Source organism: Clostridium frigidicarnis, from assembly GCF_900111985.1.
GTDB lineage: Bacteria > Bacillota > Clostridia > Clostridiales > Clostridiaceae > Clostridium_Z > Clostridium_Z frigidicarnis.
The window spans coordinates 1-15,484 of sequence record NZ_FOKI01000059.1 but is presented as its reverse complement, the minus strand read 5'-3'; the positions used below and the strand labels follow the sequence as shown (position 1 = coordinate 15,484).

At 34.4% G+C, this 15,484-nt stretch carries 15 protein-coding genes and 1 other annotated feature; all 15 genes read right to left on the bottom strand.

All coding sequences use genetic code 11. The features are described from left to right. The coding region (locus BM119_RS18310) for a GTP-binding protein (RefSeq protein WP_177199497.1) at positions 1 to 331 on the bottom strand (331 nt) is incomplete at its 3' end. A 103-nt stretch (positions 332 to 434) separates the two neighbouring features. Continuing rightward, a complete protein-coding gene (gene fusA, locus BM119_RS18305) occupies positions 435 to 2,501 on the bottom strand; it encodes an elongation factor G (protein WP_090043156.1) in 2,067 nt (688 codons plus the stop codon). Between the two features lie 76 nt (positions 2,502 to 2,577). Next, entirely contained in the window at positions 2,578 to 3,048 is a 471-nt protein-coding gene (gene rpsG / locus BM119_RS18300; protein WP_090043155.1) for a 30S ribosomal protein S7, read from the bottom strand. A 156-nt stretch (positions 3,049 to 3,204) separates the two neighbouring features. Beyond that, positions 3,205 to 3,582: a 30S ribosomal protein S12 gene (gene rpsL, locus BM119_RS18295; RefSeq protein WP_090043154.1), complete on the bottom strand. Its 378-nt coding sequence runs from the start codon at positions 3,580 to 3,582 to the stop codon at positions 3,205 to 3,207. Between the two features lie 69 nt (positions 3,583 to 3,651). Then, positions 3,652 to 3,894, bottom strand: coding sequence for a ribosomal L7Ae/L30e/S12e/Gadd45 family protein (locus BM119_RS18290; protein WP_090043153.1), 243 nt, complete (start codon positions 3,892 to 3,894; stop codon positions 3,652 to 3,654). A gap of 163 nt (positions 3,895 to 4,057) precedes the next feature. Beyond that, positions 4,058 to 7,591: a DNA-directed RNA polymerase subunit beta' gene (gene rpoC, locus BM119_RS18285; RefSeq protein WP_090043152.1), complete on the bottom strand. Its 3,534-nt coding sequence runs from the start codon at positions 7,589 to 7,591 to the stop codon at positions 4,058 to 4,060. A gap of 21 nt (positions 7,592 to 7,612) precedes the next feature. After that, positions 7,613 to 11,320, bottom strand: coding sequence for a DNA-directed RNA polymerase subunit beta (gene rpoB, locus BM119_RS18280; protein WP_090043151.1), 3,708 nt, complete (start codon positions 11,318 to 11,320; stop codon positions 7,613 to 7,615). A 263-nt stretch (positions 11,321 to 11,583) separates the two neighbouring features. Beyond that, positions 11,584 to 11,946, bottom strand: a complete 363-nt coding sequence (gene rplL, locus BM119_RS18275; protein ID WP_090043150.1) for a 50S ribosomal protein L7/L12 — start codon at positions 11,944 to 11,946, stop codon at positions 11,584 to 11,586. Positions 11,947 to 12,022: 76 nt separating this feature from the next. Then, positions 12,023 to 12,520, bottom strand: coding sequence for a 50S ribosomal protein L10 (gene rplJ / locus BM119_RS18270; RefSeq protein WP_090043149.1), 498 nt, complete (start codon positions 12,518 to 12,520; stop codon positions 12,023 to 12,025). Between the two features lie 30 nt (positions 12,521 to 12,550). After that, positions 12,551 to 12,681 (bottom strand) — a sequence feature (ribosomal protein L10 leader region). Between the two features lie 44 nt (positions 12,682 to 12,725). Continuing rightward, positions 12,726 to 13,415, bottom strand: coding sequence for a 50S ribosomal protein L1 (gene rplA, locus BM119_RS18265; RefSeq protein WP_090043148.1), 690 nt, complete (start codon positions 13,413 to 13,415; stop codon positions 12,726 to 12,728). Between the two features lie 53 nt (positions 13,416 to 13,468). Continuing rightward, on the bottom strand, positions 13,469 to 13,894 hold the full coding sequence (rplK, locus tag BM119_RS18260; protein WP_090043147.1) for a 50S ribosomal protein L11: 426 nt from the start codon (positions 13,892 to 13,894) through the stop codon (positions 13,469 to 13,471). 91 nt (positions 13,895 to 13,985) lie between these two features. Continuing rightward, a complete protein-coding gene (gene nusG / locus BM119_RS18255; RefSeq protein ID WP_090043146.1) occupies positions 13,986 to 14,507 on the bottom strand; it encodes a transcription termination/antitermination protein NusG in 522 nt (173 codons plus the stop codon). 34 nt (positions 14,508 to 14,541) lie between these two features. Continuing rightward, on the bottom strand, positions 14,542 to 14,769 hold the full coding sequence (secE, locus tag BM119_RS18250) for a preprotein translocase subunit SecE (RefSeq protein ID WP_423231014.1): 228 nt from the start codon (positions 14,767 to 14,769) through the stop codon (positions 14,542 to 14,544). Between the two features lie 42 nt (positions 14,770 to 14,811). Continuing rightward, positions 14,812 to 14,961, bottom strand: a complete 150-nt coding sequence (rpmG, locus tag BM119_RS18245; RefSeq protein WP_090043145.1) for a 50S ribosomal protein L33 — start codon at positions 14,959 to 14,961, stop codon at positions 14,812 to 14,814. A gap of 178 nt (positions 14,962 to 15,139) precedes the next feature. Beyond that, positions 15,140 to 15,484: EF-Tu C-terminal domain-related protein (locus tag BM119_RS18240; protein WP_479723134.1), on the bottom strand; the 345-nt coding region annotated here is incomplete at its 5' end.

Sequence of the window (15,484 nt, the reverse complement as noted above, 5' to 3'; positions counted from 1 at the left end):
CATCTGCTGCTGATACAACTAAGATTGCTCCATCCATTTGTGCTGCTCCTGTTATCATGTTCTTTACATAGTCAGCATGTCCTGGACAGTCAACGTGTGCATAGTGTCTATTTTCTGTCTCATACTCAACGTGAGCTGTGTTTATTGTGATTCCTCTTTCTTTTTCTTCTGGAGCCTTATCTATTTCATCGTATTTGAAAGCTTCAGCGAATCCTCTGTTTGCTAATACTGATGTTATAGCTGCTGTTAGTGTTGTCTTACCGTGGTCTACGTGACCTATTGTTCCAATGTTAACGTGAGGTTTTGTTCTCTCGAATTTTGCCTTTGCCATTATAAATTCCTCCTTAAATATACATATAAGTTATTTTTACATAAATATTATAATATTATTTTACAAATAATTAAATATGTTATACATAAATTTAATTAATAAATTATGCTTTTTTACCTACAACTTGCTCTTGTATGCTTCTTGGTACTTCTTCATAGTGATCAAATACCATTGAATAAGTTCCTCTACCTTGAGTTCTTGATCTTAAAGTAGTTGCGTATCCAAACATTTCTGAAAGTGGAACGAATGATCTTATTACTTGAGCTCCGTTTCTTGGATCCATTCCCTCTATTCTTCCTCTTCTAGAGTTTATGTCTCCCATAACATCTCCCATGTACTCTTCTGGTACTACTACTTCAACCTTCATCATAGGTTCAAGTAATGTTGGGTCTGCTTTAGCCATAGCATTTTTGAACGCCATAGATCCAGCTATTTTAAATGCCATTTCTGATGAGTCAACATCATGGTAAGAACCATCGAATAACTTAACTTTGAAGTTTATAACTTCAAATCCTCCGATTATACCACTTTCTGATGCTTCTCTAATTCCATTATCTATAGCAGGGATATATTCTCTTGGAACTGATCCTCCAACTATTCCATTCTGGAATTCATATTCTCCTTCAGTAGGTGTCATTTCTATCCAACAATGTCCGTATTGTCCACGTCCACCTGATTGTCTTACAAACTTACCTTCTGCTTTAACAGCTTTTCTAATTGTTTCTTTATAAGCAACTTGAGGTGCTCCAACATTACATTCAACTTTGAATTCTCTTTGAAGTCTATCAACGATGATTTCTAAGTGAAGCTCTCCCATACCTGCTATTATAGTTTGACCTGTTTCTTGATCTGTGTAAGTCTTGAATGTTGGGTCTTCTTCTGCAAGTTTTGATAAAGCAATACCCATTTTTTCTTGACCAGCTTTTGTCTTTGGCTCTATAGCTACAGATATAACTGGTTCTGGGAAATCCATAGATTCAAGTATTATAGGATTATTTTCAGCACAAAGTGTGTCTCCTGTTGTTGTATCCTTTAAACCAACTATAGCGCCTAAGTCTCCTGCTCTAAGTTCAGCGACTTCTTCTCTATGGTTAGCATGCATTTTTACAAGTCTTCCTATTCTTTCTTTCTTTCCTTTTGTAGAGTTTAACACATAAGTTCCACTCTCCATTATTCCAGAATAAACTCTTGTAAATGCAAGTTTTCCAACGAACGGGTCTGTTGCTATTTTAAATGCTAATGCTGACATTGGAGCATTATCATCCGCTGGTCTTTCATCTTCTTCTTCAGTCTCTGGCTTAGTACCTTTTATTGCAGGTATATCTAGTGGTGATGGCATGTATTCTATAAGAGCATCTATTAATTCTTGAACACCCTTATTTTTATAAGCACTTCCACATAAAACTACGATCATTTGATTAGCTATTGTAGCTTTTCTTATAGCTGAATGTAACTCATCAACAGTTAACTCTTCACCTTCTAAGTATTTCATCATTAGCTCTTCATCTGTTTCAGCAACTGCTTCTACCATAGCCATTCTATATTCTGCTGCTTTTTCTTTTAACTCTTCTGGAATATCAATGTATTCCTTCTCAGTTCCTAGGTCATTTTTATGTATAATGGCCTTTTGAGTTATTAGGTCAACCATTCCTATGAATTGGTCTTCTTGACCTATTGGAATTTGTATAGGAACTGCATTTGTCTTTAATCTATCTCTTAAAGATCCTAAACAATTAAAGAAGTTAGCTCCTGTAGCATCCATTTTATTTACGAACACCATTCTTGGTACACCATACTTATCTGCCTGTCTCCAAACAGTTTCAGTTTGTGGTTCAACCCCACTCTTAGCGTCTAATATCGTAACAGCTCCATCAAGAACTCTTAAAGATCTTTCAACCTCAACTGTAAAGTCTACGTGTCCTGGTGTATCTATTATATTTATTTCATGACCTTTCCATTCACAAGTTGTTGCAGCAGAAGTTATTGTTATACCTCTTTCTTGCTCTTGTGCCATCCAGTCCATTGTTGCTCCGCCCTCATGAGTTTCGCCTATTTTATGAGTTTTTCCAGTATAAAATAGGATACGCTCTGTAGCTGTTGTTTTTCCTGCATCTATATGTGCCATTATTCCTATATTACGGAATTTTTCTAACGGGAATTTTCTAGCCATTAATCTTCCTCCTCTCAAATACAGTAATTTTAAATTTGACAAAACTGTTTTGGTTTAAGCCAAAACAGTTTTGTTATTAGTATCTGTAATGAGCAAAAGCTTTATTCGCTTCAGCCATCTTATGAGTATCTTCTCTCTTCTTAACAGCGGCTCCAGTATTGTTAGCAGCATCAACTAATTCATTAGCTAATCTTTCTCTCATATACTTTTCGCCTCTTTTATCTGCTGCTATAAGCAACCATCTTATACCTAGAGTCTGTCTTCTCTCTGGTCTTACTTCTATTGGAACTTGGTAAGTAGCTCCACCTATTCTTCTTGCTTTAACCTCTAATAGAGGCATTATGTTGTTCATAGCTTCTTCGAAAACTTCTGTTGCATCCTTACCTGTTTTTTCTGCAACTATTTCGAAAGCTCCGTAGCATATTTTTTGTGCTACTCCTCTTTTACCATCTTCCATTATGTTGTTTATTAACTTTGTTACAACTTTACTCTTGTATATTGGATCTGGTAAAACATCTCTTTTGGCTACATGTCCTTTTCTTGGCACTTTTCTTCCCTCCTTAACAATGAATATTTAAGTCATCGGTACTCGACACTATCATTTTTGCCGTAAAGCGCTTTTATCTTCTGCAAAACCATCTATAAAAGGTTTTACTCATATATATGTAAATGCTGAAGACTTAGCACTAATTAACATAAATAATTATTTTTGTTTTGGTCTCTTAGCACCGTACTTGGATCTTGCCTGCATTCTGTTAGCTACTCCAGAACAATCTAATGCTCCTCTTACTATATGGTATCTAACTCCAGGAAGGTCCTTAACTCTTCCACCTCTTATTAAAACAACACTGTGTTCTTGTAAGTTGTGGCCAACACCTGGAATGTATGCAGATACTTCGTATCCGTTTGTAAGTCTAACTCTAGCAACTTTTCTTAAAGCTGAGTTAGGCTTCTTAGGAGTCATAGTTTTAACTACTGTACAAACTCCTCTTTTTTGTGGACATTCCTTTAATGCTGGTGCAGTTGATTTTGTTACTGCTGTCTTTCTGCCTTTTCTTACTAATTGACTAATAGTTGGCATGTGCTTTTCACCTCCTAAAAACTTCATAAAATTTAATCATCTATATATTAAATCCTAGGAAATAGCTAATTAATTCTTTAATGTAACCATTGCTGAAGCTCCCACATCTATACCACAAAGTTTACCTAAATCCTTCATAGTATCTATATGTATAACCTCTACCCCTCTTTCATTTGCTAATTCAATTAGGTTAGATATTATTTTTTCATCAGCATTTTCAGCTACATAAAGTTTTTTACCTATTCCACTCATAATGGCCTTAGTAGCTTGTTTAAAACCTACTACCTTTTTTTCTTTAATTCTGTCTAGCATAGTATTCCCTCCCTAAGTGAATTCATTATGAAGGCAAAGTTATTACTCTTTGCCTCCCTGAATACATGTAGACAATTAAAAACCACTAGAGTTTGTTAATTATAAAATCACACAAATTGTATTTTATCATTTACTAAACTAACTGTCAATAAAATATATTTGTTTACTCTTTGGTATTTGTTAACTCATTATCTATAATTTCTTTTTCAGTACTTAATTTTACTGCTCCATACTTAGTCATTCCAGTACCTGCTGGTATTAACTTACCAATTATAACATTTTCTTTTAAGCCTACTAAAGGATCTATTTTACCTTTAATCGCTGCATCAGTTAATACTCTAGTAGTTTCTTGGAACGATGCTGCTGATAAGAAAGAATCTGTTGCAAGAGAAGCTTTTGTAATACCTAATAAAACTGTTTCACCAACGGCTTCAGTCCCACCATTTTTTCTTGCATTCTCATTTGCTTCATTAAAATCAAATATATCAACCAATGTACCTGGTAACATATCTGTATCTCCTGATTCTGCAACTTTAACTTTTCTTGTCATTTGTCTTACAACAACTTCTAAGTGCTTATCATTTATATCAACACCCTGAAGTCTATAAACTTTTTGAACTTCTGAAAGTAAGTATCTTCTTACTCCATCTATTCCTTTTATTTTTAATACATCATGAGGATTTACTGATCCCTCAGTTATTTCATCTCCAGCAGCAATTATTTCTCCATTGCTTACCTTCAATCTTGATCCAAATGGTATGTCGTATTCTTTTACTTCTTCATCACCAGTTACAACAACTGATCTCTTTTTCTTTGTTTCTTCTATCTTAACAGTACCTGCAATCTCTGTAACTATAGCTAAACCTTTTGGTTTTCTTGCTTCAAATAACTCCTCAACTCTTGGAAGACCTTGAGTTATATCGGCACTTGTTGCAACTCCACCAGTATGGAATGTTCTCATTGTAAGCTGAGTACCAGGCTCCCCTATTGATTGAGCTGCTACTATACCAACTGCCTCACCTATGTTTATCTTATCAGCAGTTGCCATATTCATACCATAGCACTTTGAACATACACCTATTTTAGAACTACAAGTAAATACAGATCTTATCTTAACCTTCTTAATTCCAGACTTACTTACTTTCTCAGCTAATTCATTATTCATATAAAAATCTTTAGCTACAAGTAATTCACCTGTATTAGGGTCAAGAATATCTTCTGCAGTGTATCTTCCTGTTAATCTTTCTTTAAGTTCTTCTATTACTTCACTACCTTCTTTTATCTCACTTACATATAAACCGTCATTAGTGCCACAATCTTCTTGTCTTACTATAACGTCTTGGCTTACATCAACAAGTCTTCTTGTTAAGTATCCAGAGTCTGCTGTCTTAAGAGCTGTATCAGCATTACCTTTTCTAGCTCCGTGAGTAGATATAAAGTATTCTAAGACATCTAGACCTTCTCTAAATGAAGCTTTGATTGGTAGCTCTATTATCTTACCTGATGGAGCGGCCATAAGACCTCTCATACCTGCAAGTTGTTTGATCTGAGATTTAGAACCTCTGGCTCCTGAATCCGCCATCATGAATATTGGATTTAATCTATCCAAACTATTCATAAGTGCATCTGCCACTTCTTCTGTAGTTTTAGTCCATTTATCTATAACTCTCTCATATCTTTCATCATCTGAGATAAGTCCTCTTTTATACATTTTTGCAATTTTATCAACTGTTGATTCTGCATCCTTTATTAAAGCTTCTTTTTCATCCGGTACTATCATATCAGATGCTGAAACTGTTATAGCTCCAATACTAGAATAATGGTATCCCTTAGCTTTAATTTGGTCTAGCATCACAGAGGTTTCTGTTGGACCATACTTCATATAACATTTATCAACTAATTCGCCTAACTTTTTCTTATTAACTAAGAAATCAACTTCTAACTTCAATATATTTTCTGGATTTGTTCTATCAACAAACCCTAAATCTTGAGGTATAGACTCGTTGAATATAAGTTTACCTACAGTTGTGTCTATTATTCCTGATTGTAATGTTCCATCAATTTCCTTGAATACTCTAACCTTAACTTTAGAATGTAATGTAACATCCTTTACTTGATATGCCATTAATGCTTCTTCTTCTGAAGAAAATACTTTTCCTTCTCCAATTTCACCATCTTTATCTAAAGTTAAATAGTATGATCCTAGAATCATATCCTGTGTAGGTACACAAACTGGCTTACCATCTGATGGCTTAAGTATGTTTCCAGCTGCAAGCATTAAAAATCTTGCCTCTGCCTGAGCCTCAACTGATAACGGAACGTGTACAGCCATTTGGTCTCCATCAAAGTCAGCATTATATGCTGTACATACTAATGGATGTAATTTTATTGCTCTTCCTTCTACCAACACTGGTTGGAATGCTTGAATTCCAAGTCTATGTAGAGTAGGAGCACGGTTAAGTAATACTGGATGCTCTCTAATAACTTCTTCAAGTACATCCCATACTTGAGATTGAACTCTCTCAACCATTCTTTTTGCACTCTTAATATTATGTGCTGCACCACTTTCCACAAGCTTTTTCATAACAAATGGCTTAAATAATTCTAATGCCATTTCTTTTGGAAGACCACATTGATACATTTTTAATTCTGGACCAACTACGATAACAGATCTTCCTGAGTAGTCAACTCTCTTACCAAGTAAGTTTTGTCTAAATCTACCCTGTTTACCCTTTAGCATATCTGATAATGATTTTAAAGGTCTATTTCCTGGTCCTGTAACCGGTCTACCTCTTCTACCATTATCTATTAGAGCATCTACAGCCTCTTGCAACATTCTTTTTTCATTTCTGACAATTATGTCAGGTGCTCCTAAATCAAGAAGCTTTTTAAGTCTGTTGTTTCTGTTGATAACTCTTCTATATAAATCATTTAAGTCTGAAGTAGCAAATCTACCTCCATCCAATTGAACCATAGGTCTTAAATCTGGAGGTATAACAGGTATAACTCCTATTATCATCCACTCTGGTTTATTGCTGGATTTTCTAAAAGATTCAACAACTTCAAGTCTTCTTATTATTCTAACTTTCTTTTGACCTGTTGAAGTTTTTAACTCTTCTTTTAATTCTTTCGAAGATCTTTCTAAGTCAATTGCTTCAAGAAGTCTTTTTACAGCTTCAGCTCCCATTCCTGCCTCGAAGCTTTCTTCACCGTACTTATCTACAACTTCTCTATATTCTTTTTCATTTAATAATTGCTTCTTTAATAACGGTGTTTCCTTTGGATCAAGTACAACATAAGAAGCAAAGTAAAGTATTTTTTCTAAAGATCTTGGTGACATATCAAGAATCAAACCCATTCTTGATGGTATTCCTTTGAAATACCATATATGAGATACTGGGGCAGCAAGTTCTATATGCCCCATTCTCTCACGTCTAACTTTAGACTTAGTTACTTCTACACCACATCTATCACATACTATTCCTTTATATCTTACTCTTTTGTACTTTCCACAGTGACATTCCCAATCTTTCATAGGTCCAAATATTCTTTCACAGAATAAGCCATCTCTTTCTGGCTTTAATGTCCTATAGTTTATTGTTTCAGGCTTTTTAACTTCGCCTCTAGACCATTCTCTTATCTGCTCTGGGGAAGCTAAACCAATTTGTAACGCATCAAAATTGTTTAATTCGATCAAGGGTGTATCCTCCCTTCAATATTAGTGTTCATCAGTAAAACCATCTATCTCTATCTCAGTATTAAAATCATCTAATTGTATAGATTCATAATCTATATCAATTTCTTCTTCTGCTTCCACTTCTTCAGTCTCTTCTACATAAGTATTATCTGGAACTGGTGTTTCCACTTTCTCAGTTCCTTCTATATTAACTTCTAAATCTTCTAATTCTTCTTCAACAGATTCTTTTATTTTTACTTCTTCTTTATCATTATTAAGGACTTTTACATCTAAACATAAAGCTTGAAGTTCTTTTATAAGAACCTTGAATGATTCTGGCACACCAGGTTCTGGTATGTTTTCACCTTTGACTATAGCTTCATATGTCTTAACTCTACCAACTACATCATCAGACTTAACTGTTAAGATTTCTTGTAAAGTATGAGCTGCACCATATGCTTCTAGTGCCCAAACTTCCATCTCTCCAAATCTTTGTCCTCCAAATTGAGCTTTACCACCTAGTGGTTGTTGAGTTACCAATGAATATGGTCCTGTAGATCTAGCATGTATCTTATCATCAACTAAGTGGGCTAGTTTTAAGATATACATGTATCCTACAGTAACTCTATTGTCAAATGCTTCTCCAGTTCTTCCATCATATAAGTAGGTTTTTCCATCTGAGTTATATCCAGCTTTTATTAGACACGCCTCTATATCTTCTTCTCTAGCTCCATCAAATACTGGTGTAGCAACATGCCATCCCATATTCGAAGCAGCCCATCCTAAATGAACTTCTAGTACCTGACCAATATTCATACGAGATGGTACACCTAGAGGATTAAGACATATTTGAAGTGGTCTTCCGTCTGGTAAGAATGGCATATCTTCTTCTGGTAATACTCTTGAGATAACCCCTTTATTACCATGACGTCCAGCCATTTTATCTCCAACTGAGATCTTTCTCTTTTGGGCTATATAACATCTTACTAATTGATTTACTCCTGGTGTTAATTCATCGCCGTTTTCTCTAGTAAACACTTTTACATCTACTATTATTCCAGCTTCACCATGTGGAACCCTTAAAGAAGTATCTCTAACTTCTCTAGCTTTTTCACCGAATATTGCTCTAAGTAATCTTTCTTCTGCAGTTAGTTCAGTCTCTCCCTTTGGAGTTACCTTACCAACTAATATGTCTCCAGATTTAACTTCTGCACCTATTCTTATTATTCCACGTTCATCTATATCTTTAAGAGCATCTTCTCCAACATTTGGTATATCTCTTGTTATTTCTTCTGGTCCTAATTTAGTGTCCCTAGCTTCACACTCGTATTCTTCTATATGAATTGATGTAAATACGTCATCTCTAACTAATTGTTCTGAGATTAGCATAGCATCCTCATAGTTATATCCTTCCCAAGTTATGAAACCCATTCTGATATTCTTACCTAAAGCTATTTCTCCTAAATCAGTAGATGGTCCATCTGCTAATACAGTACCTCTTTCTACCTTTTCTCCTTTAGAAACTATAGGTCTTTGATTTATACAAGTACCTTGGTTAGATCTTTTAAACTTTAATAGTCTATAAGTATCTAAACCTCCATCTAAGTCTCTTCTAACTCTAACTTCGTTAGCACTTACATAAATTACTTCGCCTGCATTTGTAGCCTTTGGTAGAACCCCTGAATCAACAGCAGCTTTGTACTCTATTCCTGTACCTACTACTGGTGCTTGAGGCTTTAATAATGGAACTGCCTGACGTTGCATGTTTGATCCCATAAGAGCTCTTGATGCATCATCATTCTCTAAGAAAGGTATCATTGCAGTTGCAACAGATACTATTTGTCTTGGAGAAATATCCATTAAATCAACATCTTCTCTTGGAACAATTAAAACATCTTCTTTTACTCTAATAGTTACTTTACTATCTACAAATTTGTTTTCTTCATCCAATGGTTCATTAGCCTGAGCCACTAGATATCTATCTTCTTCATCAGCAGTAAAGTATCTTATTTCACTTGTAACTTCGCCTGTAACTTTATCCACAACTCTATATGGAGTCTCCATAAATCCATATTCATTAACTCTAGCATAAGTAGCTAAAGAGTTGATAAGTCCTATATTAGGTCCTTCAGGAGTTTCTATCGGACACATTCTTCCATAGTGAGAATGGTGAACGTCTCTAACTTCAAAACCAGCTCTCTCTCTAGATAATCCTCCCGGTCCTAATGCTGACAATCTTCTCTTATGAGTTAATTCTGAAAGTGGATTTGTTTGGTCCATGAATTGTGAAAGTTGTGAACTTCCAAAGAATTCTTTTATGGCAGAAGTAACAGGTCTTATATTGATAAGTTGTTGAGGAGTTATTCCTTCTTGGTCTTGAATAGTCATTCTCTCTTTAACTACTCTTTCCATTCTTGATAAACCAATTCTAAATTGATTTTGTAATAACTCTCCTACTGCTCTTAATCTTCTATTACCTAAATGGTCGATATCATCTACATATCCTATACCATAAGCCAATCCTATTTCATAACTTATAGTTGCATATATGTCATCTCTAACAATATGTTTAGGTACTAACCTGTGTAAACTCTTCTTTATCTGATCTTTTAATTCTTTTTCATCTGAATATTGATCTAAGATTTCTTTAAGAGTTGGGTAATGAACTAGCTCTTTTATATTTAGATCGTCTACGTTGAAGTTAACATGCTTATGTATGTCAACAAAATGATTACCTATAACTCTAACAATTTTGTCTTCAACTAGTATATCTACTGAATTAATACCACAATGTTGAATTTCTAGAGCAGTTTCTCTTGAAATTTTTTCATTTTTAGCAACAAAGATTTCTCCTGTTGAAGGATTAACTATATCTTCAGCTGCTATTTGGTTTGTTAATCTTAAATTTAAAGCTAACTTCTTATTAAATTTGTAACGACCAACTTTTGATAAGTCATAACGCTTAGCATCAAAGAATAAAGAATCTATTAATGATAAGGCACTATCTACAGTTGGTGGTTCACCTGGTCTTAATCTCTTGTAGATTTCTAATAAAGCTTCTTCTTTAGTTTTAGTATTATCTTTTTCAATAGTACACTTTAGTCTTTCATCTTCTCCAAAGTAATCTACTATTTCTTGATCATTACCAAAACCTAAAGCTCTAGCAAGAATTGTTATAGGTAATTTTCTTGTTTTATCAATTCTTACATATATTATGTCATTAGAATCAGTTTCGTACTCAAGCCAAGCTCCTCTGTTTGGTATAACTGTTGATGCAAACAGCTTCTTTCCTGTCTTGTCTCTAGAAACAGAATAATATACTCCCGGTGATCTTACAAGCTGACTTACTATAACTCTTTCTGCTCCATTGATTACGAAAGTTCCTTGTTCTGTCATTAATGGGAAATCTCCCATAAAGACTTCTTGTTCTTTTATTTCTCCTGTCTCTTCATTACGTAGCCTCACCTTTACTTTTAATGGTGCTGCATAAGTTGCGTCTCTTTCTTTACATTCATCAACTGAATATTTTGTATTCTCTTCTTCAACCTTAAAGTCAATGAACTCCAGAACAAGATTTCCTGTGTAGTTTGTTATTGGGTTTATGTCGTCAAAAACTTCATATAAACCTTCTTTTAAAAACCATTTGTAGGAATCTAGTTGTACTTCTATTAAGTTCGGCATATCAGCAACTTCTTTTACTCTACCAAAACTCATTCTTGTTCTTTTTCCACGTTGAATAGGATGTACCATTAAGCTTTCACCCCTTGTATAAACTAAAATAACCAAAAGCAAAACATTTTTTAATTAAGCTTCTGGATTGCATACAATCATCATATTATTATAACCAATTTTTTATAAAATTAATCAAAATTAGTACTATTTTAAACTTTATTTTGTTTAAAGCATATAACAGTACATTAAATAATAATAACACAATGAAAAAGACTAGTCAACTGTCATTCGATAAAAAAGAGGCACTTGAATAAGCGCCTCTTATATTACTACATAAGTAATTATTTTAATTCTGCTGTAGCTCCAACTTCTGCAAGCTTAGCTTTCATAGCTTCAGCTTCGTCTTTAGCTACGCCTTCTTTTAATGTTTTAGGAGCTCCGTCAACTATTTCTTTAGCTTCCTTTAATCCTAATCCAGTTATTTCTCTAACTGCTTTTATAACTTTTATTTTTTCTGAACCAACGTTAGTTAATACTACTTCAAATTCAGTTTTTTCTTCTGCTGCAGCTCCTGCTGCTGCTCCTGCTACTGCTACTGGTGCAGCTGCGCTTACTCCGAATTCCTCTTCACAAGCTTTAACTAAGTCGTTTAATTCTAATACACTCATATTTTTTATAGCTTCAATGATTTGCTCTTTTGTCATTTTAAAGCACCTCCAAAATTTCTATTTATTTGTTTTTTTATTAAGTAATCTATTAAGTATATCTACATCAATTATATTATTCTGCAGATTCCTTTTGCTCTTTTATTGCATTTAATAAGTATGCAAGATTTGATACTGGAGACTTGATACTTCCAAGAAGTTTTGCAATAAGAACTTCTTTTGAAGGAATGCTTGCAAGTTGTTTAACTTTGTCAGCATCATAAACTTCTCCTTGAACTATACCAGCTTTTAATTCTAACTTCTTATGGTCTTTAGCGAAGTCATTTAAAATTCTTGCTGGTGCAGTTACGTCTTCATAACCAAGTGCTATAGAAACTGGTCCTTCTAGGTATTCAACGATACCATCCATTCCTAGTTCTTTAGCAGCTAAAGTTACTAAACTATTTTTATATACTTTGTACTCAACTCCAGCTTCTCTTAGATTCTTTCTAAGTTGTGTATCTTGTTCAACTGTTAAACCTTGATAGTCTGCAAGAATAACTGCTTGAGCTTTCTCAAGTTTTTCTCTTATTTCAGCTACTTTAGCTTCTTTTATTTGTCTATTCTTGTTCACAGTTTGCCACCTCCTTACGATTATGCTATTTATGAAAATAACAAAGGCCTCCTCGCAGACGCAAGAAGACCTTACAAATTCAAGCTTTGTATGGAACCTCGGTAGGTCGATTTACGTTACGCTTACGCACCCACTATCTACGGAATATTAAATATTCTGTTTTCAACAAAACCTATGTTATCATAATTCTTCTTATTAGTCAATACTAATCCAAAACTTTTGTTGGATTTACTTTGATTCCAGGTCCCATTGTGCTAGATACAGCTACTGATTTCATGTATTGTCCCTTAGCAGCAGATGGCTTAGCTTTAACTATAGCTTCCATTAATACACGGAAGTTTTCTATTAGCTTTTCAGAACCAAATGATTTCTTTCCTACTGGAACGTGAACTATAGCAGTTTTATCTACTCTATATTCAACTTTACCAGCTTTTATTTCTTGAACAGCTTTTGTTACATCAAAAGTAACTGTTCCTGACTTAGGGTTTGGCATTAATCCCTTAGGTCCTAATACTCTACCTAGTCTTCCTACTACTCCCATCATATCAGGCGTAGCAACAACTACATCAAAGTCAAACCAGTTTTCATTTTGGATCTTAGCTACTAAATCTTCAGCTCCAACATATTCTGCTCCTGCAGCTTCAGCTTCTTTAGCTTTTTCACCCTTAGCGAAAACTAATACTTTTACACTTTTACCTGTTCCATGAGGAAGTACAACTGCTCCTCTAACTTGTTGATCAGCATGTCTTGGGTCAACACCTAATCTTACAGAAACTTCTATAGTCTCATCAAACTTACATTTTGCAGTTTTAACAGCTAATTCCATAGCTTCAACTGTTGTATATAATGCATTCTTATCTACTAATTTTGCACTTTCAATATAATTCTTTCCCATTACTAAGCCTCCTTCGTGGTATTAACGGTAGTTACCTCCCACTATTTTAAAAATTAGTCCTCAACAACTATTCCCATACTTCTAGCTGTTCCTTCTATCATACTCATTGCAGTTTCTATAGTTGCTGCATTTAAGTCTGGCATTTTAGTCTCAGCTATTTGTCTTATTTGGTCCTTCTTAAGTGTTGCAACCTTTGTTTTGTTTGGTACACCAGAACCGCTCTCAATTCCAGCTGCTTTCTTTAATAACACTGCTGCTGGAGGAGTTTTTAATATAAAACTGAATGATCTATCTTGATAAACAGTTATTACAACTGGAATTATTAATCCAGCTTGATTTGCAGTTTTAGCATTGAACTCCTTACAGAATCCCATAATATTAACACCGTGTTGTCCTAATGCTGGACCAACTGGTGGTGCTGGAGTTGCCTTTCCTGCAGGAAGTTGAAGTTTAATCATTCCTGTAACTTTCTTAGCCATGAGTTATTCCTCCTATACTGTGGTATTACGGACTTTTCGTCCTCCCACTTACTAAGACTTTCGTCTCGTACTTTTATTTATTTTTTAAACATTAATCAAATTTTTCAACTTGGTTAAACTCTAGTTCAGCGAGAGTTTCTCTTCCAAACATGCTAACCATAGCTTTGATTTTTTGTTTTTCAATATTTATTTCTTGGATAACCGCAGTAAAGTCCTTAAGCGGTCCTGAAATAATCTGAATAGTTTCTCCTACCTCCAAGTCAATATCTATAGCTGTTTCACTAACACCCATAGATTCAACCTCTTCATCGGTAAGTGGAACAGGTTTTGACCCTGGTCCAACAAATCCAGTGACCCCTCTAGTATTTCTTACGACATACCAAGAATCATCTGTCATTATCATTTTTATTATTACATAACCAGGAAATTTTTTCTTCAAAGTTACCTTTTGTTTGCCATCTTTTTCTTCGATTTGCTCTTCTAGAGGCACTTCTACTGCATGAATAAAACTATGTAAATTTCTATTTTCTATAGTTTTTTCCAAGTTGACTTTTACCTTGTTTTCATAACCTGAGTATGTGTGCACAACGTACCATTTAGCTTTTTCACTCATATTTCAAGGGGTAACCCAGTCACCCCCACCTCCTTTACTTTATTCCTAATACTATCCTAAAGAGGTTTTGAAAAATCATGTCTAATCCACCTACCAAAACTATGTATATAAGGCAGAATGTTGCCACTGCTATAGTGGCCTTTTTTATTTCTTTTTTATTTGGCCAAGTTATTCTTTTGGTTTCCCCTTTTACCTCTTTTAAAAACTTAAAGAAACCACCTTTGTCATCAACTTGACTCTTAGCTTTCCCATCCATAACCATCTTTTAACACATCCTTAAAAGATATTTAGATAAAGACCTAAATTATTTTGTTTCTTTGTGAAGTGTATGCTTTTGGCAGAACTTACAATACTTCTTTATCTCTAATCTATCTGGATCATTCTTCTTATTTTTCATTGAGTTGTAATTTCTTTGTTTACACTCCGTACATGCTAAAGTTATTTTTACTCTCACAATCAGCACCTCCAGTATTTTTTATATATGTTTATTAGAATATCCGTCCCTACTTTATTCTAAAAAGTACGTATTACCTTAATAATTTATCATAATAAGAACATTGTGTCAACTTGAATTTACTATGTAAAGGACTAGGCTTAAACACCCAGTCCCTCAGCAAATTCAATTGATTCTATTACTCAACTATTGAAGTAACAACTCCTGAACCTACAGTTCTTCCACCTTCTCTGATAGCGAATCTTAATCCTTCATCCATCGCTACTTGAGTTATTAACTCAACGTTCATGTCTATGTGGTCTCCAGGCATTACCATTTCCATTCCATCTGGTAATTTTATTGATCCTGTAACGTCTGTTGTTCTAAAGTAGAATTGTGGTCTATATCCATCAAAGAATGGAGTATGTCTTCCACCTTCTTCTTTTTTAAGTACGTACACTTGACCTACAAACTTTTTGTGTGGAGTTATTGATCCAGCTTTTGCTAGTACTTGACCTCTTTCGATGTCTGCTCTTTGAACTCC